Origin of the sequence: Streptomyces sp. NBC_01214 (assembly GCF_026340975.1) — a bacterium.
In the GTDB taxonomy this organism is placed as follows: domain Bacteria; phylum Actinomycetota; class Actinomycetes; order Streptomycetales; family Streptomycetaceae; genus Streptomyces.
The window spans coordinates 728,947-753,108 of record NZ_JAPEOS010000002.1; the positions used below are offsets into that span (position 1 = coordinate 728,947).

General features: G+C 71.9%; 24 protein-coding genes. 8 read left to right on the plus strand and 16 right to left on the minus strand.

The features are described 5' to 3' along the window. Nucleotides 1-56 precede the first annotated feature (56 nt). The 3 genes from OG594_RS28285 to OG594_RS28295 form a co-directional block, all read right to left on the minus strand. Nucleotides 57-2,342: an ATP-binding SpoIIE family protein phosphatase gene (locus tag OG594_RS28285; RefSeq protein WP_266604453.1), complete on the minus strand. Its 2,286-nt coding sequence runs from the start codon at nucleotides 2,340-2,342 to the stop codon at nucleotides 57-59. A gap of 309 nt (nucleotides 2,343-2,651) precedes the next feature. After that, nucleotides 2,652-3,371, minus strand: coding sequence for a DUF402 domain-containing protein (locus OG594_RS28290; RefSeq protein ID WP_266604454.1), 720 nt, complete (start codon nucleotides 3,369-3,371; stop codon nucleotides 2,652-2,654). Nucleotides 3,372-3,483: 112 nt separating this feature from the next. Beyond that, entirely contained in the window at nucleotides 3,484-4,887 is a 1,404-nt protein-coding gene (locus OG594_RS28295) for an aspartate ammonia-lyase (RefSeq protein WP_266604455.1), read from the minus strand. Between the two features lie 109 nt (nucleotides 4,888-4,996). On the opposite strand from OG594_RS28295, the gene OG594_RS28300 reads away from it, so the two are divergent. After that, entirely contained in the window at nucleotides 4,997-6,526 is a 1,530-nt protein-coding gene (locus OG594_RS28300) for a ricin-type beta-trefoil lectin domain protein (RefSeq protein ID WP_266604456.1), read from the plus strand. A 68-nt stretch (nucleotides 6,527-6,594) separates the two neighbouring features. On the opposite strand, the gene OG594_RS28305 is transcribed toward OG594_RS28300, so the two are convergent. Further along, nucleotides 6,595-7,368: a glycerophosphodiester phosphodiesterase family protein gene (locus OG594_RS28305; protein ID WP_266604457.1), complete on the minus strand. Its 774-nt coding sequence runs from the start codon at nucleotides 7,366-7,368 to the stop codon at nucleotides 6,595-6,597. Nucleotides 7,369-7,421: 53 nt separating this feature from the next. Here OG594_RS28305 and OG594_RS28310 point away from each other — a divergent pair, with 53 nt between their 5' ends. Continuing rightward, the gene (locus OG594_RS28310; RefSeq protein WP_266604458.1) at nucleotides 7,422-7,778 is read left to right on the plus strand and encodes a hypothetical protein; all 357 of its coding nucleotides are present in this window, start codon (nucleotides 7,422-7,424) and stop codon (nucleotides 7,776-7,778) included. Here the strand turns inward: OG594_RS28310 and OG594_RS28315 are convergent, their stop codons facing one another. The 6 genes from OG594_RS28315 to OG594_RS28340 all read right to left on the minus strand — a co-directional run bounded on the left by OG594_RS28315 (nucleotide 7,779) and on the right by OG594_RS28340 (nucleotide 13,846). Further along, the gene (locus OG594_RS28315; protein WP_266604459.1) at nucleotides 7,779-8,423 is read right to left on the minus strand and encodes a hypothetical protein; all 645 of its coding nucleotides are present in this window, start codon (nucleotides 8,421-8,423) and stop codon (nucleotides 7,779-7,781) included. A 164-nt stretch (nucleotides 8,424-8,587) separates the two neighbouring features. Next, complete coding sequence (locus tag OG594_RS28320) at nucleotides 8,588-8,983, minus strand: hypothetical protein (RefSeq protein ID WP_266604460.1); 396 nt, start codon at nucleotides 8,981-8,983, stop codon at nucleotides 8,588-8,590. A gap of 82 nt (nucleotides 8,984-9,065) precedes the next feature. Beyond that, nucleotides 9,066-9,914 (minus strand): histidine kinase, encoded by an 849-nt coding sequence (locus tag OG594_RS28325; protein ID WP_266604461.1) that lies wholly within the window; start codon nucleotides 9,912-9,914, stop codon nucleotides 9,066-9,068. Nucleotides 9,915-9,965: 51 nt separating this feature from the next. Next, nucleotides 9,966-10,577, minus strand: coding sequence for a hypothetical protein (locus tag OG594_RS28330; protein ID WP_266604462.1), 612 nt, complete (start codon nucleotides 10,575-10,577; stop codon nucleotides 9,966-9,968). Nucleotides 10,578-10,589: 12 nt separating this feature from the next. Continuing rightward, entirely contained in the window at nucleotides 10,590-12,056 is a 1,467-nt protein-coding gene (locus tag OG594_RS28335; protein ID WP_266604463.1) for a hypothetical protein, read from the minus strand. Nucleotides 12,057-12,181: 125 nt separating this feature from the next. Beyond that, nucleotides 12,182-13,846 (minus strand): fumarate hydratase, encoded by a 1,665-nt coding sequence (locus OG594_RS28340; protein ID WP_266604464.1) that lies wholly within the window; start codon nucleotides 13,844-13,846, stop codon nucleotides 12,182-12,184. Nucleotides 13,847-13,996: 150 nt separating this feature from the next. Here OG594_RS28340 and OG594_RS28345 point away from each other — a divergent pair, with 150 nt between their 5' ends. From OG594_RS28345 to OG594_RS28355, 3 genes are all read left to right on the plus strand, one after another. After that, nucleotides 13,997-14,671: a DUF1707 domain-containing protein gene (locus OG594_RS28345; protein WP_266604465.1), complete on the plus strand. Its 675-nt coding sequence runs from the start codon at nucleotides 13,997-13,999 to the stop codon at nucleotides 14,669-14,671. 79 nt (nucleotides 14,672-14,750) lie between these two features. After that, nucleotides 14,751-15,350 (plus strand): TIGR03086 family metal-binding protein, encoded by a 600-nt coding sequence (locus OG594_RS28350; protein ID WP_266604466.1) that lies wholly within the window; start codon nucleotides 14,751-14,753, stop codon nucleotides 15,348-15,350. A gap of 154 nt (nucleotides 15,351-15,504) precedes the next feature. Next, entirely contained in the window at nucleotides 15,505-15,879 is a 375-nt protein-coding gene (locus tag OG594_RS28355; protein WP_078909204.1) for a WhiB family transcriptional regulator, read from the plus strand. Between the two features lie 153 nt (nucleotides 15,880-16,032). Here the strand turns inward: OG594_RS28355 and glpX are convergent, their stop codons facing one another. Next, nucleotides 16,033-17,064, minus strand: coding sequence for a class II fructose-bisphosphatase (glpX, locus tag OG594_RS28360; protein ID WP_266604468.1), 1,032 nt, complete (start codon nucleotides 17,062-17,064; stop codon nucleotides 16,033-16,035). A gap of 276 nt (nucleotides 17,065-17,340) precedes the next feature. On the opposite strand from glpX, the gene OG594_RS28365 reads away from it, so the two are divergent. Beyond that, the gene (locus OG594_RS28365) at nucleotides 17,341-17,859 is read left to right on the plus strand and encodes a DUF4245 domain-containing protein (RefSeq protein ID WP_266606606.1); all 519 of its coding nucleotides are present in this window, start codon (nucleotides 17,341-17,343) and stop codon (nucleotides 17,857-17,859) included. Nucleotides 17,860-18,004: 145 nt separating this feature from the next. Here the strand turns inward: OG594_RS28365 and OG594_RS28370 are convergent, their stop codons facing one another. From OG594_RS28370 to OG594_RS28385, 4 genes are all read right to left on the minus strand, one after another. Continuing rightward, nucleotides 18,005-18,598 carry a malonic semialdehyde reductase gene (locus tag OG594_RS28370; RefSeq protein WP_266604470.1) on the minus strand — a complete coding sequence of 198 codons (594 nt, stop codon included), beginning with the start codon at nucleotides 18,596-18,598 and terminating at the stop codon, nucleotides 18,005-18,007. A 149-nt stretch (nucleotides 18,599-18,747) separates the two neighbouring features. Beyond that, nucleotides 18,748-18,966, minus strand: coding sequence for an exodeoxyribonuclease VII small subunit (locus OG594_RS28375; protein ID WP_030385819.1), 219 nt, complete (start codon nucleotides 18,964-18,966; stop codon nucleotides 18,748-18,750). 54 nt (nucleotides 18,967-19,020) lie between these two features. Further along, the gene (gene xseA / locus OG594_RS28380) at nucleotides 19,021-20,292 is read right to left on the minus strand and encodes an exodeoxyribonuclease VII large subunit (RefSeq protein WP_266604472.1); all 1,272 of its coding nucleotides are present in this window, start codon (nucleotides 20,290-20,292) and stop codon (nucleotides 19,021-19,023) included. Nucleotides 20,293-20,325: 33 nt separating this feature from the next. Beyond that, entirely contained in the window at nucleotides 20,326-21,705 is a 1,380-nt protein-coding gene (locus tag OG594_RS28385) for an APC family permease (RefSeq protein ID WP_266604474.1), read from the minus strand. A 114-nt stretch (nucleotides 21,706-21,819) separates the two neighbouring features. On the opposite strand from OG594_RS28385, the gene OG594_RS28390 reads away from it, so the two are divergent. Both OG594_RS28390 and ppgK read left to right on the plus strand, forming a co-directional pair. Next, on the plus strand, nucleotides 21,820-22,815 hold the full coding sequence (locus OG594_RS28390) for a 4-hydroxy-3-methylbut-2-enyl diphosphate reductase (protein ID WP_189732877.1): 996 nt from the start codon (nucleotides 21,820-21,822) through the stop codon (nucleotides 22,813-22,815). A gap of 21 nt (nucleotides 22,816-22,836) precedes the next feature. Continuing rightward, nucleotides 22,837-23,610, plus strand: coding sequence for a polyphosphate--glucose phosphotransferase (gene ppgK / locus OG594_RS28395; protein ID WP_323185337.1), 774 nt, complete (start codon nucleotides 22,837-22,839; stop codon nucleotides 23,608-23,610). A gap of 9 nt (nucleotides 23,611-23,619) precedes the next feature. Here ppgK and OG594_RS28400 read toward each other — a convergent pair whose 3' ends face one another. Continuing rightward, the gene (locus OG594_RS28400) at nucleotides 23,620-24,012 is read right to left on the minus strand and encodes a DUF6542 domain-containing protein (RefSeq protein WP_266606607.1); all 393 of its coding nucleotides are present in this window, start codon (nucleotides 24,010-24,012) and stop codon (nucleotides 23,620-23,622) included. Between the last annotated feature and the right edge of the window lie 150 nt (nucleotides 24,013-24,162).

Consider the following 24,162-nt stretch of genomic DNA (forward strand, 5'->3'; position numbering starts at 1 on the left):
CGCCGCCCCGCAGCCTTCCGAGGCTGCGGGGCGGCGGTCTTCCCGTCGTCGCTGGATCAGCGCGGCTCGGGCGTCGCCGGCAGCGACAGCTCGAACCAGACGACCTTTCCGCTGCTGAGCCGCGTCGCACCCCAGCGCCGGGCCATCCGGTTGACCAGGAACAGGCCGCGGCCGCCCTCGTCGGTGTCCCGCGCCCGCCGCTGGCGCGGCAGCTGCGGCGAGTCGTCGCCGACTTCGCAGCGCAGTACGTCCGTACGCAGCAGGCGCAGGGTCACGGGCCGCTCCGCGTACCGAACGGCATTGGTGACCACCTCGCTGACCAGCAGCTCCAGCGAGTCGCTCAGCTCCTCCAGGCCCCACCGGGTCAGGGCACGGCGGGCGAACCGGCGGGCCCGGCCCGGGGCGGTCTCCTCCGGGTCCAGGAACCAGTACGCGACGTCGCTGGGCGCGATCCCGTCGAACCGGGCCGCGAGCAGCGCGATGTCGTCGTCCCGGTCGCCGGGGCCGAGCATGTCCAGGACGTCGTCGCAGAGCGCCTCCAGCGGCGGCGGGTGGTCCAGGCCGGTCAGCTGGGCGGTGGTGGCGAGGCGCTCGCGGAGCTGCTCGATGCCGGTCCACACGTCCCGCAGGCGCGATTCCACCAGGCCGTCGGTGTAGAGCAGCAGGGTGCCCCCGGCGGGTGCGTCCAGTTCCACGGCCTCGAAGTCGACGCCGCCGACGCCGATGGGGGCGCCGGGGGGTACGCGCAGCACCTCCGCGCGGCCGCCCAGGTGCAGCAGCACCGGCGGCGGATGGCCCGCGTTGGCGATGGTGATCCGGTGCGCGACGGGATCGTAGACGGCGTACAGGCAGGTGGCCATGCGGTCGGAGCCGAGGCGCTGCGCCTGCTCGTCCAGGTGGTGCAGGACCTCGGCGGGCGGCAGGTCCAGCTGCGCGAGGGTCTGCGCGGTGGTGCGCAGCTGACCCATGATCGCGGCGGAGGTCATGGAGTGGCCCATGACGTCGCCGACGACGAGCGCGACGCGACTGCCGGGCAGCGGTATGGCGTCGTACCAGTCGCCGCCGACCCGTGCGGTCTCGGCGGCGGGCAGGTAGCGGGAGGCCAGCCGCACCCCGGTGGGCTGCGGGAGGCCGTCGGGCAGCATGGTGCGCTGCAACTCGTCGGCGATGTACGCCTCACGGCCGTACAGGACCGCCTTGTCGATGCCGAGCGCGGTGTGGGTGGCCAGCTGGGCGGCGACCAGGAGGTCGTTCTGCTCGAACGCGGGACGCTCGGGGCTGCGCAGGAAGACGGCGGCGCCGATCACCCGGCGGCGGCCGCGCAGCGGCGCGAGGACGGCCCGGTTCCCGCGCGGCAGCGGGTGGTCCACGCCGAGCAGCTCGGGCAGTGCGGCCCGAGCGGCGGCGGAGGACCCGAAGACGGGCCGTACGCCGCGCAGCACCTCGGCGAGCGCGCCGCCGGTCCGGATCTCGCACAGCTCGGCCGCGGGCAGGTCACCCTGCGGACCGACCAGCGGCAACTGGCTGAAGTCGAGCTCGCCGGTGGCCCCCGCGGCCCCGGCGAGGTCCATCCCCGCGCCGATGGTGCTGCTGATGTCGGTCAGGTCGTCGATCGGTCGGAGCCGATCGGTGCGCCGAAGCCTTAAAACGACCGGCCCGACGGGCCGCTCGTCGCCGACCGGGAGCGGGTCGCGCAGGTAGACGAGGATGGCGTCGGAGAAGGTCGGCACGGTGGCCCGGCACAGGCCGAGCACGATCTCGTCGAGGTCGATGCCGCGGGCGATCCGCCTCGTCGCGGCGCCGACGAAGCGCAGCCGGTCCCCCTCGCGGCGGGCGACGGTCGCCTCTCCGACCGGTACGGCGCCCCCGCCGCCCCCGTGGCGTCCGGCCCCGCCGTCACCGCTCGTGATCGTGCCCGCCGCGGGGCCGTCGCCGTCATCGCTCATGTCGTCACTCCCGCCGCGCGGGCGCGGGGCCTCGGCGGGACCACCGTGCCCGTCCGCGCCGACCGACGCGTCGAGGGCGCTCGCACCGGGCCGGGGACGGGCCGCGCCGCGGCCGGGCTCGGCCGGTACCTCGCCGGCGGCGGCCGGTTTGCGGCGGGGCCGGGGGAGCCCGGCGCCGCCGCCCGCGCCCGCCGCCGAGCGGGCCGCGCGCGCGTCGGTGGCCGCCGCGGCGGCCGCGCCGTCCGGCTCCGCCGCCGCGCCGGCACCGGCGCCCGCGGCATGCGTGCGTACGGCCTCGGTGGCGGCGATGGGCGCCTTGCCGTGGCCGGCCTCGTCCGTACCTCCGCCGGAGGCGACGGGCTGCGGGCCCTCCTGGGAGGTGGGGTACTCCGTCACGCGTGGATTTCCGTCCGTTTGCGCTCGATGTGCGCTGCACTCAACTCGGTCAGTCGCGGTATACCCGCTCAGCGGCCGGGGCACCATCACCCCGAGGTTCCTGCCCCAAACTTCTCTCCCAACCTCCGGCCGGGAGGTGCCCCTGACGGACCCCCGCCCCCTCGTCGCCTGTCGTCGTGCGTCCGACCTCCGGTCAGATCCCGTGTGCGGAGCGGCACTTGCGCAACGGCGCAGCGGCCGCACCGTCCCGCGCGCGTGACCTCGTGGAGGACGATCCTACGTTTGAACCCTGGGGGCGCATCAAGGGTCTCATGAGGTCATATGCGCCGGGGTGGTGTCCCAGTCATCCGGAAGGGCCGGAATCCTCCAGGCCGGATCCGGCCGCCAGTCCTCCCAGCCGCCGGAGAACGGGGCTCCCCATTCCTCGATCACCTCGACCGCCGCGCGGCCGGACTGCCGTACCCGGTCGGCCTGCTCACGGTCCATCAGGCCGCACCGCTGCGCCTGGGCGAACTCGTCCTCGTCCAGCCACTTCCAACTGCGGTCAGGGTAGACGGCGATGTCCAGGAAGTGGTCCACGGAGTCCACCCCGCCGGCCCAGCGCGAACGCGGCTCCTCCAGGTTCACGTACCAGTTCTTGAACTGCCAGCCGGGGCCCCAGAACAGCCACACCGACCAGGATTCCCCGGGCCGGGCCAGCTTCAGGACACCGCCGCCGAACCAGCGCGACCGCGCGGTCGTCCGCGGCGCCGTGTAGCGGGTGGCGAGCGGCTCCTCGTGGACCGAGGTGCCGTCGGCGAGGACCGGCTTGACGCACTCGGTGCCGGGAGCCATCCACACCGCCAGCAGCTCGTCCGTGTCCTGCACCACGGTCACCGGGCGGCAGATGTGGACCGGGCCCTTCAGCCCCGGGGCGTGATCGCGGTAGCGCCAGAGGATCTGCTCCCCGGGTGCCCAGCGCGGGCCCTGGGCGGGGCTCCGCGACGCGCTCCGCGCCGCGGAGTTCCCCGGCTTGAAAGTACCTGTCATGCGCAGATCTTAGGGCGGGGGTCCTCGTGCCCGCTGCGGCGCAGGTCACCGGGGGGTTCGGCGGTGACGATCGACCGGATCCGGCCCCCGCCCGCGGGTGCGCCCGGACGGGTCAGGGACGGGTCATGCGCAGCACGTCGAGGGCCTCGTCGAGCTGCTCCAGGGTGAGGGCGCCGCGCTCCACGTAACCGGACTCCAGGACCACCTCCCTGATCGTCTTGCGTTCGGCGAGGGACCTCTTGGCGACCTTGGCGGCCTCCTCGTAGCCGATGTAGCGGTTGAGCGGGGTGACCACCGAGGGCGAGGACTCGGCGTATTCCCTGGCACGGGCCTCGTTGGCGGTGATCCCGTCGATCGTGCGGTCGGCCAGCAGGCGGCTCGCGCTGCCGAGCAGCCGGATCGATTCGAGGAGGTTCCTGGCCATCACCGGGAGCATCACGTTGAGCTCGAAATTGCCGGCCGCGCCCGCCACGGCGACGGTCGCATCGTTCCCCATGACCTGTGCGGCGACCATCAGGACGGCCTCCGGGACCACCGGGTTGACCTTGCCGGGCATGATCGAGGAGCCCGGCTGGAGATCCGGGAGATTGATTTCGGCCAAACCGGTGCGCGGTCCGGAAGCCATCCAGCGGAGGTCGTTGGAGATCTTGGTGAGCGAGACGGCGATCGTGCGGAGCATTCCGGAGGTTTCCACGAGGGCGTCCCGGGCCCCCTGCGCCTCGAAGTGGTCGCGGGCCTCCGTCAGCGGCAGCCCGGTCGTGGCGGCGACTTCGGCGATCACCGCGGCGGAGAAGCCGGGCGGGGTGTTGATGCCGGTGCCCACCGCGGTGCCGCCCAGCGGCAGCTCGGCCAGTCGCGGCAGGGCCGCCCGCAGCCGCTCGACGCCGTAGCGGATCTGGGCGGCGTACCCGCCGAACTCCTGGCCGAGCGTGACCGGGGTGGCGTCCATCAGATGGGTCCGCCCGGCCTTGACGACCTGGGCGAACTCGCCGGCCTTGCGCTCCAGTGCCGCCGCCAGGTGCTCCAGCGCCGGGATCAGCTCGCCGGTGACGGCGGCGGTGGCGGCGATGTGGATGGAGGACGGGAACACGTCGTTGGAGCTCTGTGAGGCGTTGACGTGGTCGTTGGGGTGGACCTCGCGGCCCAGGCGCTCGGTGGCGAGGGTGGCGATCACCTCGTTGGCGTTCATGTTGGACGAGGTTCCGGAGCCGGTCTGGAAGACGTCCACGGGGAAGTGCTCGTCCCAGCGGCCGTCCGCGACCTCGACGGCGGCGGAGCGGATCGCATCGGCGAGGTCCTGGTCCACCACGCCGAGCTTGGCGTTCACCACGGCCGCGGCGGCCTTGATCCGGGCGAGCGCCTCGATGTGGGCGCGCTCCAACCGCTGCCCGGAGACGGGGAAGTTCTCCACCGCGCGCTGGGTCTGGGCCCGCCATTTGGCGTGCCGGGGCACCCGTACCTCGCCCATGGAGTCGTGCTCGGTCCGGAACGCGTCGGTCTGCTGGTCATCCGTCATGTCTGTGACCTCCTCAAAAACTTGAGCAATTGTCTTGTTCGAAGTGTTCCCAACTCCCCTACCGGCCAGTAAATACCGGGGGTAACACCCATATCTGGGGAGGCGTCCCATGGCACGTGCCCGTACGAGACCCATGCTCAGATCTACCTTCGCCGCCGTAGCGGCGATCGCGGCCGCCCTGGGGGGTGTCACCGCCGTCACCCCCATGGCCCAGGCGGCGCCCGCTCCCGGGGCCGTCGCCGTACCGCTGTCGCCCGAGCTGGAGGCCATCCGGGCCGCGGAGGCCACCAAGATCTACGGCGATCCTGCCGTACGTCCGCTGAACGAGCGCAAAATCGGCTTGATCTCGCTGGGCGACAGCGAGATTTCGGGCGAAGGTGTCGGCACCTACGACCCCGCGACCAACACGCCGAACAACCAGTGCCACCGCTCGCCCGACTCGGCGATCCACCGCACCGGCATACCGGCCGACCTGACCTTCAACGTCGCCTGCTCTGGCGGCTACACCGGCAACATCCGGATCGGCGGCAGCAAGCAGTACGCCGACGAGCTGGTGCAGAGCGACAACCTGGCCGTCAAGGCGCGCAACACGAAGATCAAGATGGTCCTGCTGGTCGCCGGGGCCAACGACGACCTCCAGTTCGGCCCGGTCATGACCGACTGCGTGACCCGCTGGGTGCTCATCCAGGGCACCTGCGAGCCCACGTACGGGCCTGGCTGGCAGGCGCGCGTCGACGGCCTGAAGCCCAAGGTGGAGGCCACGGTCGCGGACCTCAAGACCGTCATGCGCGACGCCGGATACGCCGACTCCGACTACAAGCTCGTGGTGATGGGCTACCCCAGCCCCATCGGGCCCGACTTCTACGACAACCCGAACTTCCCCGGCAAGCTGCCCGGCGGCTGCGCCGGCTACGACTCCGACGCCGCCTGGGGCCGCAACTACGCGGTGCCCGCCTTCGAGAAGGGCGTGCGCGCGGCGGCCCTCGCCTCCGGCGCGATCTACCTCGACAACTCGCGGCTCTTCCACGGCCACGAGGTCTGCATGGAGGACACCTGGGCCCGCGGCCTCTACCTGGACCTCGGGGACCACTTCCCGTGGGACGAGAACACCGCCCGCCAGTCCTTCCACCCCAACTACCGCGGCCACGGCGCCTTCGCGTCGTGCCTGACCCAGCTCTACGACTCGGGCCTGCGCGAGGCCTCCTGCGCCGACCCCGCGAGCACCGGGACGCCCGTCCTACAGGCCGGGGCCTGGGACGACAAGTTCAAGGCCCTCAAGAACGAGGCGACCGGCAACTGCCTCGACTCCTTCGGCGGCTCCAGCACCAATGAGACCAAGATCGTCGGATGGGACTGCCACGGCGGCCGCAACCAGGGCTGGTGGTACGACGGCGCCCGCAAGTCCGTCCACATCGAGCTGACCCAGGACCGCTGCCTCGACGCCCCCGGCGCCCGCTACGGCTCCGGCACCGGCCTGATCATCTGGAACTGCCACGGCGGCGCGAACCAGCAGTTCGTCCGCGACGGCGCCACCTTCCGCCCCGCCGCCGCCCCGGGCATGTGCCTGACGGTGGCCGCCGCCCACGAGCCGCTGCGCCTGCAGACCTGCAACGGGTCCGCCAACCAGCGCTTCGTGTAACCGCCCCGCACCCGCAGACCCCCCACACCCGGCCGGCGCACCCCGGCCGGGTGTTTCCGTGCCGCGCGTCAGCGGCCCTCCAGCTGCTCCCGCACCTGCCCGGGCCGGTTGGTGATGATCGTGTCCACGCCGAGCCGCAGGCACAGCTCCACGTCCTGCGGCTCGTCCACCGTCCACACCCGCACCGACAGGCCCTTCGCCTTCAGCCGGGCCACCAGCCCGGGGTCCCGGCGTACGAGGTCGATGCCCGGGCCCGCGTGGGTCGCGTAGGGCGGGCGCACCGGGCGCAGCCGCCGTTCCATGAGGTAGACGGCGGGCAGGCCGGGCACGAGCCGGTGCAGCCGGGTCAGGGCGCTGCGCGAGAAGCTCATCACCTCGACCAGCCCGGACGCGCCGTCGGCCAGCCCGTACTCCCGGAGCATCCGCACCAGCTCGACCTCCAGCCGGCCGCCGGCCCGGGTCGGGTGCTTGGTCTCGACGGCGAGCCCCACGGGCCGGGGCGCGGCCAGCGCCTCCCGGAGCAGGTCCTCGAAGAGCAGCACCCGGGCCCCGGCGTGCCCGGCCCCCTTCCACGCCCCGAAGTCGAGCGCGGACAGCTGCGCGTAGGTCATCTCGGAGACCACCCCGCGCCCGTCGGAGGTCCGCTCCACCCGCCGGTCGTGCACGCACACCAGCTTGTGGTCGGCGGTGAGGCGCACGTCGCATTCGAGCGCGTCGGCCCCGTCTGCGATGGCCTGCCGGTAGGCGGCGAGGGTGTGCTCGGGGTGCTCGTGGGAGGCCCCGCGGTGGGCGACCACCCGGACGGCGCGGGCGGTGGCGGGGAGCATGGACTGCCGGTTCATGGGACAGACGTTATCCGGATGCGGTGACCGGCCCGGTGCCGCATGCTGCCCGGATGCCGGAACAGGAGATGTACGCCGTCCTGCACTGCGAGCCCTGCGAGGAGTGCGTCCACGAGGACCGGCAGTCCGTCGAGGACGGGCAGCTGTCCTGGGAGTCGTCCTCCGCGTGCACGCGGTACGACGTCCGGTGGTGCGACCGCGGCCGGGGCGTGCCGCCGCCGTGGATCCGGGACCGCATCGTGGAGCGGGAGGGCACGGTCCACCTGCCGGTCGGCGGCTTCGGCGGGGTGCCGATCGCCGTGTTGCGCCGGGTCTACGGGCTGACGGTCGCCGAGCTGGTGGCCGCGCGGAAGGCGGGGTACCGGGCCACCCCCGTTGAGGCCCGGTACCTGTCGGGTCCGACGCCGTGACTACTGCTTCGGCCGCGGGGCCAAGGGCGCCGGGGTGACCTTGAAGCCACCCTTGGTGACCTGGGTGAAGGGGGCCGGGGCCATGCACGTGCCCACGCGGGGCTCGGACACCGAGCCGTCGGGCTGCACGTCGACGTTGGCGATGCCCCACGAGAAGCCCACCCGGTCGGGCGCGCCGCGCTCCCCGTCCTGGACGCTGATCCCGATCCGCTTGCCCTCCCAGCCGACGTTCGAGGACGTGACCACGGCGGTGACCGTGGCCGTCCGGCCGCCGGTGACCAGGCAGTCCACCTCCGCCTCGGCGACGGCGGTGAAGTTCTCTTCGGGCTTGGAGTGGTAGACGGTCACCTTGCCGCGCGCGTCGACCGGCATGCCCTGCTCCCCGCCCCGGGCCGGGAAGGGCCTGCTCCACGGGGCGGCGTCGGCGTCGACGGTGAACCGGATGACGTGCTCCTTCGGAGCGTAGGGGTAGGCCACCGTCCCGCCGCCGTGCACCGAGGCGAGCTTCGGGGCGGTCGGTGCGGCAGAGGCGGTCGGCGCGGCAGAGGCGGTCGGCGCGGCCGGCGCCGGAGCCGCGGCGATCAGCGTCGCCGCCAGAGCGGCGGCGGTTCCGACCAGGACGAGGGCGCGCTTGCGGTTCTTCATCGTGAACTCCCTGTGAAAGGTGACCCGTTCGACTACGGGAACAGCCTCGTCGGGAGCCCGCCGGCCTGCCATCTACCGATGGGCGGACATGCCTGAGGGCCCCTCCCCCGAACGGGGGAGGGGCCCTCAGGCCGTCGCGCTGGGGACCCGGACCGCGGTGCGGCCTAGAGGCCGTTCAGCTTCGACTGGGTGCCGATCGGCCGGAACTGGTTGCCGAGGCCGACGTCATTGCTCACGAAGAGACCCGAGGCGCCCCGCAGTGCGGTCTTCTCGGACGAGAGCCGGCCCATCAGATTCTTGACCTGCGCGTCCCAGGTGTCCGACACCTTCTTCAGGCCCGCAGCGGTGGCCCACCCGTCGAAACCCGTGATCGCGCTGTTCGTCGCCTCGTCCGCGTGCTCCGCGGCCTTCTTGGTGTTCGGCTCCAGCTCGGTCTCGATCGTGTTCGCCGCAGCCTTCTTCTCGGCCGGAGTGGAACCGAAGCCCCCCGACCCGCCGGGCGCCACCGGCCCCGCGACACCACCGTCAGTGCTGTTCAACCGCATGTCCACGTGCGACATGTTTCGGCCTCCCCCTCATCCGTTGTCGATCGTACGTCCGGCCATCGCGCGAGCCCTGTGCACCGCGCCCGGTGCACCGAGCTCAGACGTGCCGCAGCTCGGCTTCCTCGGGCAGTAGTTCCGCGATCAGGTCCCAGACCTTCTTCGGCGCCACCCGGACCAGCCGAACGGCGCTGTCCGGACCCAGCGCGCTCGCGGCCACCGGCTCCGCGGGCAGCTCCCGGTGCCAGTACCCCAGCGGGCCGCAGTCCCAGATCGCGAGGCCGCGCCCGGCCACTCCGTCCTGGCCCTCCTCGCGGCCCCGCCACGCGGCGGTCATCCGCCAACTCGACCGCAGTTCGGCGATCAGGTCGGCGAGCAGCCCCGCCTGGGCCTCGCCGAGAGCCTCGTCCTGCGCCAGGGCCTTGCGGATGTACTCACGTTCGGAGCCCGGGGCCCCGGCGCCGGAGGGGCCTTCCAGGGCGGCGAGCCCCGCGTCGAGCGTCTCGAGCCGGGTCTTGATCACCGCACCCGGGTGCGCGGCGGGAACCGCCCCGCCTTCGGGACCCGTTTGCTGCAGGTTGACCATGTTCGCCAGCGCCCACACCAGCATCTTCGGCTCGACTGAGGAGTACTCCGACTCGCTCGCACCCGGCCATGCCTGGTGGGCGATGGCATGGTCCTGCCCGATGAGCAGCCCGTGGTTCAACTCGCCCTGCCGGCCGGCCGCTTCCAGCGAGATCACCACGGTCGGAGCCATCAACGTGTCGAGCAGGGGCAGCAGCACATGGGCCAGCAGCCCGTTCTCGTCGATCAGCCCGCATGCCCGCAGTTCCTCGCGCGCGGCGAGCAACTCGTCGGACAGGGGCTCGCCGGCCGCCATCTGGACGAGGACGAAGACGTGCTCGTCGGCCAGGCGGAACCGGGCTCGGGAAAGGTCATAGGAAGGCAACGCTCACTCGCTCCATCGATCGGTCGGTTCGTCGGGTCGGTCGGTCGGCGATCACCCCATGGAGGAGTCCAACGCCACGTGGAAGATCCGCGAGAAGCCCGCGCGCACGGCACCTCGCCGGGTGAGTACGGACCGGTCCACCCCGGAGAAGACGAGGGCGAGCGCGATGTCGGACCCGAGGGCGCGGCCCGTCGCGCTCACATCGATGCGCTTCCACTTGGCGATGCCGGATTCCTTGACCTTGATGGTGACCCCGCGGTCCTCGTTGTCCGCCTCGCGCATGAGGACGTACTCCCGCTTGTTGACCGCCCAGAGCCGGTACTTGTCGCCGCCGAACTTCATGTGCAGGGCGCGGCCCCGGTGCGTGGCCCCCCATCGGTTCCGCTTGAGGTACACCACGGCGTCCCCGACGCGCAGCGACGGCCCGTTGAGCGTCGGACGTTCGGTGATCGTCACCTGCATGCCGCGGGACTCGAAGACGACCGTCGGGACGTGGCCGCCGGTGACCTCGGTGGCGCGGACGTTGTCGTGCACGGGGGGCAGCGCGGCAACCGTGATCTCGCCCCACTCCGGGGACTCCCCCTCCCAAATGACCCGGCGAACCGGACGCTTCTCGCCGCCCTGCCACGTTCGCAACTGGAACGGGGTGCTCTGGGTGTGCATGTCTCTGCCCTCCTAGTCGAACGGGTTTAGCGCGCTGCCGAGCTTCCTGGCGCCGTCGGCGATGCCGTCTCCGACCTTCTCCAGGCCCTTGCCGATGGCTTCGTGGTTGTCCCAGATCAGCGCTGCGCCGTAGGCGACGCCGGTTCCCACGGCGAATGCGGCGGTCACCGGAGTGGGGGCTATGGTCAGCGCGGTCATCGAAGCACTGAACGCCGTACCCGTGAGGTCGGTGGCGAACTTCGCCGGGTCCTTCTTGATCATGTCGGTGTCGTACGTGGCCAGGTTCGCTATGCCGTACGCGGTGGACGCGACGCCGCCCACCACGCCCAGCCCGCGCAGCGCACCGGCCGCCTTCGCGGCGTTCGCCAGGCTGCCCTGCCGGGCGACCGTGATGAGGTTCGCCTCGGACGCCACCGGGATGAAGAAGCGGCTGTTCCTCATTTTGGCGCCCCACATGGCCGCCTCGTCGGAGCCGGTGAGTGCGCTGGCGACGCCCGGGGGCAGTTTGCTCAACAGGCCGCCCGGGGCCGCGCCCGCCAGCCGCGCGTTGACGTTCCGCTCCATCAGGGTGCCCGGTGCGTTGAAGGCCCTCGGGAACTCGCCGGCCTTCAGGTCCTTGAAGTAGCCGGCCAGCTTGAAGGAGTTCATGCCGACCGCCGTCAGCGAGGCGGCGAAGGCACCGGCCGTCACTGTGGACTTGCTGACGTTGGAGACCAGTTCCGCCAGCTTCGGGTTGCCCGTGAGGCGGGTCACGCCCTCCTTCTGGAGCCGCTCGATGTAGTCGTCGAGGGTCTCGTTGTCCCGCTTCTTCAACCAGGCGAGGTCCATGCGCTCTTGCTTCTGGGCGTCGTCGGCCTTCGCGACCTCCCCGGCCTGCCCGTTGAAGCCGGTGCCCAGCGTGCCGTCGCCCTTGCCGCCCTGGCCGTCCTTGACGACCGCCTCCAGGTCCTTGCGCAGGTCCTGGTCGGCCTCGTCGACCGCCTTGACGCACTCCTTGATGTAGTCGCGCCAGGACTGCTCGGCGGTCCGCACGCTCGTCATGTAGTCCGGGTCGTGATGCATGGCGTTCTTCTCGGCGGCGCTGAGCTTCGCGGTGTCGAAGGCCACCTCACCCGTCCCCGAGACGCTCATCCCCGCCTTGATGGCGTCGGCGCGCGCGTTCTCCAGGGTCTTCTTGAGCTCGGTCAGCTCCTGGTGCGCGTTGCGCAGCAGCGTGGCGGTCGCCTTCGCCTGGGTCTGGGCGGCCTGGTACTCGTACTGGGTCGCGGCGAAGTTCGTGTACGAGACGCTCGCACTGACTCCGAGCCAGTTGCCGCTCATGTGGACCTTCTGGACGCTGTCCCGATAGCGCCCTTCGACCTTGCGGAGCTCCTCAGCCATCGACTGCCATTTGTCGGCGGCCGTCAGGAGGCGTCCGTAGTCGGTGGTCATCACTTCCTGGTACGTCAACATGCCGTTCCCCCGCCGTGCGTCGATCACGTCCTGCACGGCAGCCTATACATTCGAATTCCCCCGGCTGTCGGACGGCTTGGGGTCGGAGCCGGTCCTCGGGGGAGCCGTGGGCCCGGTGACGTCGCAACGCCCCGGGCCCCCCGGCCGTCGTGCTACAGGCCCGGACCGCGGACCGGGATGTGGGTGAACGTCGGCTCCGGGGCCGGGTTTTGGAAGAAGTCGTTGCCCTTGTCGTCGACCACGATGAAGGCCGGGAAGTCCTCGACCTCGATCTTCCAGACCGCCTCCATGCCGAGCTCCTCGTACTCCAGGACCTCGACCTTCTTGATGCAGTCTTGTGCCAAACGCGCCGCCGGGCCGCCGATCGAGCCCAGGTAGAAGCCGCCGTGCCGGCCGCACGCGTCCGTCACCTGCTGGGAGCGGTTGCCCTTGGCCAGCATGACCTTGGAACCGCCCGCCGCCTGGAACTGCTCGACGTAGGAGTCCATGCGGCCGGCCGTGGTCGGGCCGAAGGAGCCCGACGCGTAGCCCTCGGGGGTCTTCGCGGGACCGGCGTAGTAGACCGGGTGGTCCTTCAGGTACTGGGGCATCTCGGCGCCCGAGTCCAGCAGCTCTTTGATCTTGGCGTGCGCGATGTCGCGCGCCACGACCAGCGGGCCGGTCAGCGACAGCCGGGTCTTGACCGGGTGCTCGGTCAGCGTCGCCAGGATGTCGTCCATCGGCTGGTTCAGGTCGATGGAGACGACGTCCGAGGCCTCGTTCAGGTGCTCGTCCGTGGTCTCCGGCAGGAAGCGCGCCGGGTCCCGCTCCAGCTGCTCCAGGAAGACGCCCTCGGCGGTGATCTTCGCGGTGGCCTGGCGGTCCGCCGAGCAGGACACGGCGATGGCGACCGGCAGGGACGCGCCGTGCCGGGGGAGGCGCACGACGCGGACGTCGTGGCAGAAGTACTTGCCGCCGAACTGCGCGCCGATGCCGATCTTCTGGGTCAGCTCGAAGACCTGCTGCTCCAGGGCCTCGTCGCGGAAGCCGTGGCCCAGCGGGGAGCCCTCGCGGGGCAGCTCGTCCAGGTAGTGCGCCGAGGCGTACTTGGCGGTCTTCAGCGCGTGCTCGGCGGAGGTGCCGCCGACCACGATCGCCAGGTGGTAGGGCGGGCAGGCCGCCGTACCGAGCGAGCGGATCTTCTCCTCCAGGAACTTCATCATGGAGGCCTCGTTGAGGACCGCCTTGGTCTCCTGGTAGAGGAAGGACTTGTTGGCCGAGCCGCCGCCCTTGGCCATGAAGAGGAACTTGTACGCGCCGCCGTCGGTCGCGTACAGCTCGATCTGCGCGGGCAGGTTCGAGCCGGTGTTCTTCTCCTCCCACATGGTGAGGGGCGCCATCTGCGAGTAGCGCAGGTTCAGGCGGGTGTAGGCGTCGTAGATGCCGCGGGAGAGGGCCGCCTCGTCACCGCCCTCGGTGAGGACGTTCTGGCCGCGCTTGCCCATGACGATCGCCGTGCCCGTGTCCTGGCACATCGGCAGGACGCCGGCCGCCGCGATGTTCGCGTTCTTGAGCAGGTCGAGCGCGACGAACTTGTCGTTCGAGGAGGCCTCGGGGTCGTCGATGATGCGGCGCAGCTGCGCGAGGTGCGCGGGGCGCAGGAAGTGCTGGATGTCGTGGATGGCCTCTTCGGCGAGCTTGCGCAGCGCCTCCGGCTCCACCTTGAGGAACGTACGGCCGTCCGCCTCGAAGGTGGACACGCCCTCGGCGGTCACCAGCCGGTACGGGGTGGTGTCCTCGCCCAGGGGCAGCAGGTCGGTGTACGCAAACTCTGGCATGACGGCAGTCATTCCTCACTCGGCAGACGGCGCTGGCGACCAATTGGCAGCGCGGTTAACCAGCGTAGGACCTCTCGTCGGGGGCGTGTCTGTGAGGTAAGGCTCACTCGGCAGTATCGCGATCTATCGTGTCTGGCTATGCTGGGCGTCGTGGACCTGGAAAAGCACCCCGCCGCACCCGCACCCGCTCCCGCGACCGCCGCCCCCACCGAGCTGCGCGCCTCCGACGCGGACCGGGACCGGATCGCGCAGATCCTCGGCGACGCCCTCGCCGAAGGCCGGCTGACGGCCGAGGAGCATTCCGACCGCCTGGACACGCTCTACGCGGTCAAGACCGTCGGCGAGCTGGAAGCGCTCGTACGGGACCTGCCCGCGCCCGGCGGCGTCCATGCCCCGCCCGCCTACGCGGCCCCCGCGACCGCCCCGGGCGGCCCCGCCGAGACCATAGTGGCCGTGTGCAGCAGCTCCGCCCGCAAGGGCCGCTGGCGGCCGGGCGCGCACACCCGCGCGATCTCGGTCATGGGCGACATCAACATCGACCTCACCGAGGCGGTCTTCGAACAGCAGGTCACCGAGATCAACGTGACCTGTGTCCTCGGCAACGTCGAGGTCCTGGTCCCGGAGAACGTCACCCTGCGCGGCTACGGCAGCGGGGTCCTCGGCAACTTCGACGTGCGCGGCGAGGGTCGCGGCGAGACCGATCCGCAGGCGCCGGTGGTGATCGTGAGGGGCTTCGCCCTGCTGGGCAACATCGAGGCGCGGCCCAAGCTCGGTGCCCGACTGGTGGACCTGGCCCGCAAGCTGCGCAAGCGCCTGGACGGCTGAGGTCGCAGGGCCTGACGGGGCCGCGGATCCGACGAAATTCGGCCGACGGTCCGCCCGCGCACGGCCTAGGGTCCGGACCATGACGACGACCGAGTGGGAACTGCTCGACCAGGCGTACGCGACGCTGCGCGAGGCCGCCCTGGGGGTACCCGCCGACGGCTGGGACCGTCCGACCCCCTGCGCGCAGTGGAACGTGACCCAGGTCCTCCAGCACGCCGCGGGCGACCAGCTGGCCTACGCCGCCCGCCTGACCGGCGGGCCCGGCCCCACCGAGGACCCCTTCGCGCCCTCCGGAGCCCTGGCCGGCACGTCGGCGGGCCTGCTGGACCCGGCGCTCGCGGCCGCGGCCGCGGCCTTCGCCGGGGTCGCCCCCGGCGACGTGGAGGTGGCCGTGCCGCTGCCGCCCTTCTCCGTACCGGCCGAGACGGCCGTCGGCGCGGCCGCCCTCGACGCCGCCGTGCACGCCTGGGACATCGCCGTCGCCACGGGCCGCCCGCCGGGCCTGACCGACGCGCTGGCCGCCGCCCTGCGCCCGGCCGCCGACGTCCTCGTCGAGCCCCTGCGCGGCTTCGCCTACGGCCCGGTCCGCTCCCTCGCGCCCGGCGCGGACGACGGCGCGGCCGCCCGCTTGCTGGCCCTCCTCGGGCGGGATCCCGACTGGGCCGCACCCGCGGCGTGACGGTCGCCGGCGGGGTCTCGTTTCGGACGAACCCCCGGCGGCCCGTGGCGCACGGTGCATAGGGGCGCGTACAGCGGGTAGGGACAGGTGCGTCGTCTCTCGCTCACGTATACGTCGTCAGGAGTAGACCGTGCCGCATCCGCCGCATCAGTCCTTGCAGGTAGCCGCCGTCCAGAGTTTTCCGGGGCGTGCGGCAGCCGTGCCGAAGCCGCGGGTGCCGGCGAGGGCGGAGGACGGCCCATGGCATGCGGAGGCGGTGTGCCGCCGCGACGAGGCGGGGCTCTTCTTCGCGCCGTCCAAGGAGCCGACCGCGGCCCGGCTCTCCCGCGAGGAGGCCGCCAAGCGCGTCTGCGCCCGCTGCCCGGTGATGGTCGCCTGCCGGGAGCACGCACTGCTCCAGCCCGAGCCGTACGGGGTGTGGGGCGGGCTCACCGCGGCCGAGCGCCGCGTGGTGCTGGCGCGGATGCGGCGCAGGGCCGCCGAGCTGCGCCAGGCCCCGGGGGCCGGGCCGATCGCCGCGGCGGGCTGAGCCGGTCGCGGGTCGCCGGTCGCGGGTCGCGGGTCGCGCGTGATCGACCGCCAGGACGCCGGACATCGGACACCGGACGCCGGACGTGGGTGTGCGAGAGGGGCGGTCCCGCCGCACGCGGTGACCGCCCCTCTCGCTTCCTCACGCCGGTGACTAGTGCGCGCGGTCGAAGTCGATCGCGCTGTACGCGCGCAGCTTCGACAGACGGTGCGTGGAGTCGATCCGTCGGATCGTGCCCGACTTCGAGCGCATGACCAGCGAGGACGTCGTCGCGGTCTCCGAGCGGTAGTGCACGCCGCGCAGCAGCTCGCCGTCGGTGATGCCGGTGGCGACGAAGAAGACGTTCTCGCCGGACACCAGGTCGTTCGTGGACAGGACGCGGTCCAGGTCGTGACCGGCGTCCAGCGCGCGCTGGCGCTCGGCGTCGTCCTTCGGCCACAGCTTGCCCTGGATGGTGCCGCCGAGGCACTTTATGGCGCACGCCGAGATGATGCCCTCGGGGGTGCCGCCGATGCCGAGGAGCAGGTCCACGCCGGTGCCCTCGCGCACCGCCATGACCGAGCCCGCGACGTCGCCGTCGGAGATGAACTTGATCCGGGCGCCGGTCTCGCGGATCTCCTTGACGATGCCCTCGTGACGGGGGCGGTCCAGGATGACGACGGTGACGTCCTCGACGGCCATGTTCTTGGCCTTGGCGACGCGGCGGATGTTGACCGAGACGGGGGCGTTGATGTCGACGAAGTCGGCGGCCTCGGGGCCGGTGACCAGCTTGTCCATGTAGAAGACCGCGGACGGGTCGAACATGGTGCCGCGGTCGGCGGCGGCCAGGACGGCGATGGCGTTCGGCATGCCCTTGGCGTTCAGGGTGGTGCCGTCGATCGGGTCGACCGCGATGTCGACCTCGGCGCCCGTGCCGTCGCCGACCCGCTCGCCGTTGAAGAGCATGGGGGCCTCGTCCTTCTCCCCCTCGCCGATGACGACGACGCCGTTCATCGAGACGGTGGAGATCAGGGTGCGCATCGCGTTGACCGCGGCGGCGTCCGCGCCGATCTTGTCGCCGCGTCCGACCCACCGGCCCGCGGCCATGGCCGCGGCCTCGGTGACCCGTACGAGTTCCAGTGCGAGGTTGCGGTCGGGGGCCTCCGGAGAGACTTCGAGCTGGGGCGGCAGGTTGTGCTCGGTCATCGGAGCGCACCTTTCTGTACGGCGACGGCCGGGAAGTGAGGGTGCTGGAACTCTATCGGTACGTCGACATATTGAGCAGGGCGGGTCACGTATGAGCGGCATATCGGTCAGTCGATTGTCCTGAGCGGACGTCTTGCGGTCCTCCAGGACTTCCCGGGCCTTCCGGGACCTTCTTGTACTTTCCGGGACTCTCCAGGGTCCGCCGACGCGCGCCGCACCGCGACCCCGGCGGTGATCGCCGGCCCGCGATGCGGGACGATGGGTCCCGTGGCAGGTATGAAAGGCAAGCAGACGGTCTGGGACATGGTCCGGTCGCTGGGGGTGATCGGCATCGTCGTCGCCGGGATCTACCTCTTCGTCCCGCATGACGAGGAGGCCGACCCGACGCGGACGGTCGACTACCGGGTGGAAACCCTGACGGCCCGGCGCGCGGCCCCGTATCCGGTGGCGGCCCCCGTGGGGCTCCCGGAGCAGTGGCGGGCGACCTCGGTGACGTACGAGCGCAAGAACGCCAGCGCCTGGCACCTGGGCTTCCTCGACCCGGAGCGCCAGTACGCGGCGGTGGAGCAGTCCACGGACACCTCGGCGAAGTACCTCGCCAAGGTCACCCAGCACGCGACGGCCACCGGGCAGACGCAGCAGGTCGGCGACCTGAGCTGGGAGCGCTGGGACGGCGAGAAGTACGACGCCCTCGTGCGGCAGGAGCAGGGCTACGTCACGGTGGTGACCGGCACCGCCTCCTTCGAGCAGCTCGGTGCGCTCGCGGCCGCGCTGGAGTTCAAGCAGGGCAAGTAGGGCAAGTAGGGCGCGTGGGCGAGTCGGGCGCGCGGGGCGAGGAGCCCCTCGCGCACCTGCGCGGCACGTGTGCGCGAGAAGGGCCGTGCGCCCCGGGATCCCGGGGCGCACGGCCCTTCTGTGCGTGCTGCTGCGGCGGCGCCGGTCAGACGGTGGTGATGACCTCGTCGAAGCCCAGGCGCGGGGAGCGGTCGAACCAGGCGCCCTCGGCGGCCGGCCTGCCGATGTTGATGACCATGATCGGGGTGTGGTCGGCGTCCAGGAACTCCTTCTGGATGCCGGCGAAGTCGGCGCCGGTCATCGGGCCCGCGGCCAGGCCGGCGGCGCGGATGCCGATGATGAAGTAGGCGGCCTGCAGCGCGGAGTTCAGCAGCGCGGACTGCTCGCGGACCGGGCGCTCGGAGAAGAACGCGTCCTTGGCCTGCGGGAAGTGCGGCAGCAGCTGCGGGAGCTCCTCGTGGAACTCGTTGTCCGCGGAGAGGATCGCGACCAGCGGGGCGGTGGCGGTCTTGGCGTCGTTGCCCTTGGCCATGTGCTGCACGAGGCGCTCGCGGGCCTCGGGGGAGCGGACCAGGGTGATGCGCAGCGGGGTCTGGTTGAAGGCGGTGGGGCCGAACTTCACCAGGTCGTATATCGCCTGGACCTGCTCCTCGGTGACCGGCTCGTCGGTGAACGAGTTGGCCGTGCGGGCCTCGCGGAACAGCAGGTCCTGCGCGGCGGAGTCAAGAACGAGAGACATCGGAAAGCCTTCTTCCATACGGAGGTGAAGCGATGTCCCAGACTCTACGGCGGAGTTAGATGAAATTTCAACTAAATCCGCGTCCGGGTGATCGGGATCACTCTCCGGCCGGTCCCCCCGGCCACTCCTCCCCGGTCACTCCTCCCCGGTCACTCCTCCTCGGCCGGCTCGCGCGCCGCCAGCGCCGAGTCCAGCCGGGCCCGGGCCCCCTCCAGCCAGTGCCGGCACACCTTCGCCAGCTCCTCGCCGCGCTCCCAGAGCGCCAGGGAGTCCTCCAACGAGGTCCCGCCGGCCTCCAGCTTGCGGACGACCTCGATGAGCTCGTCGCGGGCCTGCTCGTACCCCAGCGCCGTTCCGGCCTCTGTCATTCCCGTATCCATCCTCTGCGTGTCGTGCGACCGCGCGATTGCGGCCGTGTGTCGCTATTCCGAAGCGACCGTTGCGTCCTCAGGAGCCTCAGGAGCCTCAGGAGCCTCGGGGGCGTGCGGCGAGGAGACCTCCACGGAGAACGTGCCCTCCGCCACCCGCGCGCGCAGCACGTCGTGGGGAGCCACCTCCTGCGGCGAGCGCACCACATGGCCGTCGGCCCGCTGGAGCACGGCGTACCCCCGTTCCAGGGTCGCCGCCGGGGACAGCGCCACCACCCGGGCGAGGGTGTGCGCCAGTTCCGAGTCGGCCCGGTCCAGCAAGTGCCCCAGCGTGCGCCGGGCCCGGGCCAGCAGGGCGTCCAGCTCGTCCTCGCGGATCTCCACCATCCGCTGGGGGTGGACGAAGACCGGCCGGGCCAGGGCGTGCGCGAGACCCCGCTCCTCCCGGTCGAGCAGCCCGCTGACCGCGCGCAGCCCCCGGGCCTGTAGCTGGCGTACGCGCTCCAGCTCCTCGCCGACGTCCGGCACCACCTTCTTCGCCGCGTCCGTGGGCGTGGAGGCCCGTACGTCCGCGACCAGGTCCAGCAGCGGGGAGTCCGGCTCGTGGCCGATCGCCGAGACCACCGGGGTGCGGGCCGCCCCGACCGTCCGCACCACCTCCTCGTCGGAGAACGGCAGCAGGTCCTCCACGCTGCCGCCGCCCCGCGCGACGATGATCACGTCGACCTCGTCCAGGGCGTCGAGCTCCTTGACCGCCTGGACCACCTGGGGCACCGCGTGCACCCCCTGGACGGCTACGTTGCGCACCTCGAAGCGGACCGCCGGCCAGCGGCGCCGGGCGTTCTCCAGGACGTCGCGCTCGGCCGCCGAGGCCCGCCCGACCACCAGCCCGATCAGCTGCGGCAGGAAGGGCAGCGGCTTCTTGCGCTCCAGCGCGAAGAGCCCCTCGGAGGCCAGGGACCGCTTGAGGCGCTCCAGCCGGGCGAGGAGCTCTCCGATGCCGACCGGCCGTATCTCCGTGGCCCGCAGGGACAGCTGCCCGCGCGGGGCGTACCACTCGGGCTTGGCCAGCAGCACGACCCGGGCACCCTCGGAGACCACGTCCGCGACCTCGTCGAAGACCTGGCGGAAGCAGGTCACGCTGACGGAGATGTCGTGCGAGGGGTCGCGCAGCGTCAGGAAGACCACCCCCGCTCCCGGCCGCCGCGAGAGCTGCGTGATCTGCCCCTCCACCCACACCTGGCCGAGCCGCTCGATCCAGCCCCCGATGAGCCGGGACACCTGGCCTACCGGCAGCGGCGCCTCGGCCGACGTATTCAGACCCATGCACGCAGGCTATCCGGCGCCGCCGACAGTGCGTCAGGCTCCGGCGCCGGTGTCGTGGGGCGCCTCCCGGCGGCCGCGCTGGACGAGCAGTACGCCCAGGCCGATCGCCAGCCACACCGCCCCCACCCCTTGCGCCGTCCAAGAGGCCGCGAAGATCACCGCGATGGTCACGGCCGCGCCCAGCACCGGCATCACCAGGTGCTTCCACCAGTTCGGCGGGCCCCCGCGCCCCTTGACCACGAACCAGCCCACCACGGAGGCGTGCAGCAGGGTGAAGGCCACCAGCGCCCCGACGTCCACGACCGACACCAGCTGGTCGAGCCCGTCGTCCCGCCGGGCCGCCCACACGGCCGCGACCAGCGTGATGGCCGCCGCCACCAGCAACGCGGGCCGCGGGGTGCCCTCCGAGGTCCGGGCGAGCATCCGCGGCAGCCGCCGCTCCCGGGCCATCGCGAACACCAGCCGGCCGGCCGCCGCCTGTCCGGCCAGCGCCGCGAAGGCCGCCCCGATCGCCTTGCTGACCGCCACCAGGTCGTGCAGCCAGGAGCCGACCGCGGACTCCACCGCGTCGTAGAAGGCCGGTCCCTGCAGCGCCGGCTCGGCCGCCAGCTCCGCCGCGGACACGGGCACGAGCAGCGCCGCCAGATAGCTCTGGGCGAGGAACAGCGCCCCGGCCAGCGCCAGGCAGCACAGCACCGCCCGCGCCACCCGCTCCGATCCGCCCGTCACCTCCTCGGCGAAGGAGGCGATGGCGTCGAAGCCGAGGTAGGACAGGACCGCGATCGACACCGCGCCAAGCACCGCCGCCGTGCTGAAGCCGAGCGAGCCGTCGCCGGTCAGCGGGGACAGCCAGCCGCGCCGCGCCCCGCCCTGGACCAGCACGGTCACCGCGGCGACCACGAAGACGAGCAGGACCACGAGCTCCATGGCCAGCACGGCGAAACCCACGCGGGCGGCCGCCCGTACGCCCCACAGGTTCAGCAGGGTGGTGATCACCACGGCCAGGGCCGTCCACACCCACCGGGAGACCTCCGGGACCAGCGCGTTCATCGCGATCCCCGAGAAGAGGTACGCGACCGCCGGGATCAGCAGGTAGTCGAGCATCGCCATCCACCCGGCGATCAGCCCCGCACCCTCGCCCAGACCCTTCCGGGCGTACGTGAAGACCGACCCGGCCTGCGGGGCGACCCGCACCATCTGCGCGTAGCTGAAGGCCGTGAAGGCCATCGCGACGGTCGCGCAGAGGTAGACGAGGGCGACGGCGCCGTGCGACTTAGCGTCGAGCGTGCCGAAGACCCCGACCGGGGCCATGGGGGCGATGAACAGCAGGCCGTAGACGACCAGATCCCGGAAGCCGAGGCTCCGCCGCAGCGCCGTGGGCGCCGCCGCGCTGGGATCCGTAACGGAAGCCATCCGTCCTCCGGGGTAGGTGCAGGTGCGCGCGGTGTGCGCGGTAAGGGCTTTCGGGTCAGTGTGTGCCGTACGGGGGACGCCCGGCCTCCTGGAGACCCCCGTACGATGGAGCACATGACTGCTCCCGCCCCCGCTCCTGCTTCCCGCCGTGTCCTGCTCGCCGCGCCCCGCGGCTACTGCGCGGGCGTGGACCGAGCCGTGATCGCCGTCGAGAAAGCCCTTGAGCAGTACGGTGCGCCGGTGTACGTCCGCCACGAGATCGTGCACAACAAGTACGTCGTCCAGACCCTGGAGAAGAAGGGGGCCATCTTTGTCGAGCGGACGGAGGAGGTGCCCGAGGGCTCCATCGTGATGTTCTCCGCGCACGGCGTGGCGCCGGTGGTGCACGAGGAGGCCGCGCGCGGCAAGCTCGCGACGATCGACGCGACCTGCCCGCTGGTCACCAAGGTGCACAAGGAAGCCATCCGGTACGCGAACGAGGACTTCGACATCCTCCTCATCGGCCACGAGGGCCACGAGGAGGTCATCGGCACCTCCGGCGAGGCCCCGGACCACATCACGATCGTCGACGGCCCGCACGACGTGGACAAGGTCACCGTCCGTGACGAGTCCAAGGTCGTCTGGCTCTCCCAGACCACCCTCTCGGTCGACGAGACGATGGAGACGGTCGACGCGCTGAAGACCAAGTTCCCGCTGCTGGTCTCGCCGCCGAGCGACGACATCTGCTACGCCACCTCGAACCGGCAGGCCGCCGTCAAGGTGATGGGCGCCGACTCCGACCTGGTCATCGTGGTCGGTTCGAAGAACTCCTCGAACTCGATCCGGCTCGTCGAGGTCGCCAAGGACGCCGGCGCCAAGGCCGCGTACCTGGTCGACTTCGCCAGTGAGATCGACGAGGCCTGGCTGGAGGGCGTCACCACGGTCGGCCTCACCTCGGGCGCCTCGGTGCCGGAGGTCCTGGTCGAAGAGGTCCTGGAGTGGCTGACGGTGCGCGGCTACGCGGACGTGGAGATCGTCAAGACCGCCGAGGAGTCGATCGTCTTCTCGCTGCCGAAGGAACTCCGCCGCGACCTGCGAGCCGAGGCCGCCGAACTGGTCGCCGACAAGTAACTCCTTTCGTACGGTATGTCCATGCAGATCTTCGGCGTGGACATCGGCGGAACCGGGATCAAGGGCGCTCCCGTGGACCTGGAGCGCGGCGACCTGGTTCAGGAGCGCCACAAAGTACTGACACCGCAGCCGGCCACCCCCGAGGGGGTGGCCGGCTGCGTCGGCGAGGTGGTGCGCCACTTCGAGTGGGACGGGCCGCTCGGGGTCACCTTCCCGGGCGTGGTCACGGGCGGCGTCATCCGATCGGCGGCCAACATGGACAAGTCCTGGATCGGCGTCGACGCGGCGTCGCTGATCGCGCGCGAGCTGGGCGGCATGCCGGTCACGGTGCTGAACGACGCGGACGCGGCGGGCGTCGCCGAGATGACGTACGGGGCCGGGCGCGGGCGGCAGGGCACCGTCCTCCTGCTCACCCTGGGGACGGGCATCGGGAGCGCCCTGTTCACGGACGGGCGGCTGGTTGCGAACTCGGAGCTCGGACACCTGGAGCTGAAGGGCCACGACGCGGAGACGCGGGCGTCGGTGAAGGCGAAGGAGGACCACGACCTCACGTGGGAGCGCTGGGCGCACCGCGTGCAGAGGTACCTCCAGCACGTGGAGATGCTGTTCTCCCCGGACCTCTTCATCATCGGTGGCGGGGTCAGCCGCAAGCCGGAGAAGTTCCTGCCGCTGATCGAGGGCGTGCGGGCCGAGATCGTCCCGGCGACGCTGCAGAACAACGCGGGCATCGTGGGAGCGGCGATGGCGGCGAAGGCGGCGAAGCCGGTGAAGGCAGTGAAGGCGGCGAAGAAGTAGGGGGCCGGTTCACTGGGTGAGGCGGCGGGGCACCCGCCGCCTGCCGATCAGCACGGCCTTGCGCACGACGGCGATCAGCGCGGCGACCAGCGTCCCGGCGTACAGCCAGCCGGCGTGCAGGGACAGCGCGGACACCAGCCCCATCAGCTGCCCGCCGATGCCGCCGGAGCCGCCCGAGATGGGCCACACTCCGGCGGCGAAGGCGATGGGCACGCCGATCGGTGCGGTGATCAGGTCGGCGGGCCGTACCCAGAGCGCGGTGGCGGCCGCGACGGGCAGGAAGAGCAGCCCGTAGACGAACAGCGAGGAACCGAACAGCAGCCAGCAGATCCCGCCCACCAGCACCATGGCGGCGCACGCGAACAGCCCGCCGCCGAGCCCGGTCAGCCGGGGCCGGGGCATCCGCCGCGCGAGCGCGGAACGCCGCGGACCGCCGCCGGCCTGGGCGGGCACCGCGGCGGGCCGGGGCCCCTGGCGCTGGGCCGGCGGTCGCTGCTGGTGAGGGGCCGATCGCGTCCTGTATTGCTCCACCCCACCAAAGTAGGCGGGGAG

What these genes read in the sequence shown, in the direction of transcription:
- glpX (WP_266604468.1), bottom strand. Translation starts at nt 17,064, where the DNA reads ATGACCGAGCACAACCTGCCGCCCCAGCTCGAAGTCTCTCCGGAGGCC.
- OG594_RS28290 (WP_266604454.1), bottom strand. Translation starts at nt 3,371, where the DNA reads ATGACAGGTACTTTCAAGCCGGGGAACTCCGCGGCGCGGAGCGCGTCG.
- OG594_RS28375 (WP_030385819.1), bottom strand. Translation starts at nt 18,966, where the DNA reads ATGACAGAGGCCGGAACGGCGCTGGGGTACGAGCAGGCCCGCGACGAG.
- xseA (WP_266604472.1), bottom strand. Translation starts at nt 20,292, where the DNA reads ATGGGTCTGAATACGTCGGCCGAGGCGCCGCTGCCGGTAGGCCAGGTG.
- OG594_RS28350 (WP_266604466.1), top strand. Translation starts at nt 14,751, where the DNA reads ATGACGACGACCGAGTGGGAACTGCTCGACCAGGCGTACGCGACGCTG.
- OG594_RS28300 (WP_266604456.1), top strand. Translation starts at nt 4,997, where the DNA reads ATGGCACGTGCCCGTACGAGACCCATGCTCAGATCTACCTTCGCCGCC.
- OG594_RS28340 (WP_266604464.1), bottom strand. Translation starts at nt 13,846, where the DNA reads ATGCCAGAGTTTGCGTACACCGACCTGCTGCCCCTGGGCGAGGACACC.
- OG594_RS28310 (WP_266604458.1), top strand. Translation starts at nt 7,422, where the DNA reads ATGCCGGAACAGGAGATGTACGCCGTCCTGCACTGCGAGCCCTGCGAG.
- OG594_RS28385 (WP_266604474.1), bottom strand. Translation starts at nt 21,705, where the DNA reads ATGGCTTCCGTTACGGATCCCAGCGCGGCGGCGCCCACGGCGCTGCGG.
- ppgK (WP_323185337.1), top strand. Translation starts at nt 22,837, where the DNA reads ATGCAGATCTTCGGCGTGGACATCGGCGGAACCGGGATCAAGGGCGCT.
- OG594_RS28295 (WP_266604455.1), bottom strand. Translation starts at nt 4,887, where the DNA reads ATGACGGATGACCAGCAGACCGACGCGTTCCGGACCGAGCACGACTCC.
- OG594_RS28400 (WP_266606607.1), bottom strand. Translation starts at nt 24,012, where the DNA reads ATGCCCCGGCCCCGGCTGACCGGGCTCGGCGGCGGGCTGTTCGCGTGC.
- OG594_RS28315 (WP_266604459.1), bottom strand. Translation starts at nt 8,423, where the DNA reads ATGAAGAACCGCAAGCGCGCCCTCGTCCTGGTCGGAACCGCCGCCGCT.
- OG594_RS28370 (WP_266604470.1), bottom strand. Translation starts at nt 18,598, where the DNA reads ATGTCTCTCGTTCTTGACTCCGCCGCGCAGGACCTGCTGTTCCGCGAG.
- OG594_RS28305 (WP_266604457.1), bottom strand. Translation starts at nt 7,368, where the DNA reads ATGAACCGGCAGTCCATGCTCCCCGCCACCGCCCGCGCCGTCCGGGTG.
- OG594_RS28320 (WP_266604460.1), bottom strand. Translation starts at nt 8,983, where the DNA reads ATGTCGCACGTGGACATGCGGTTGAACAGCACTGACGGTGGTGTCGCG.
- OG594_RS28330 (WP_266604462.1), bottom strand. Translation starts at nt 10,577, where the DNA reads ATGCACACCCAGAGCACCCCGTTCCAGTTGCGAACGTGGCAGGGCGGC.
- OG594_RS28390 (WP_189732877.1), top strand. Translation starts at nt 21,820, where the DNA reads ATGACTGCTCCCGCCCCCGCTCCTGCTTCCCGCCGTGTCCTGCTCGCC.
- OG594_RS28365 (WP_266606606.1), top strand. Translation starts at nt 17,341, where the DNA reads ATGAAAGGCAAGCAGACGGTCTGGGACATGGTCCGGTCGCTGGGGGTG.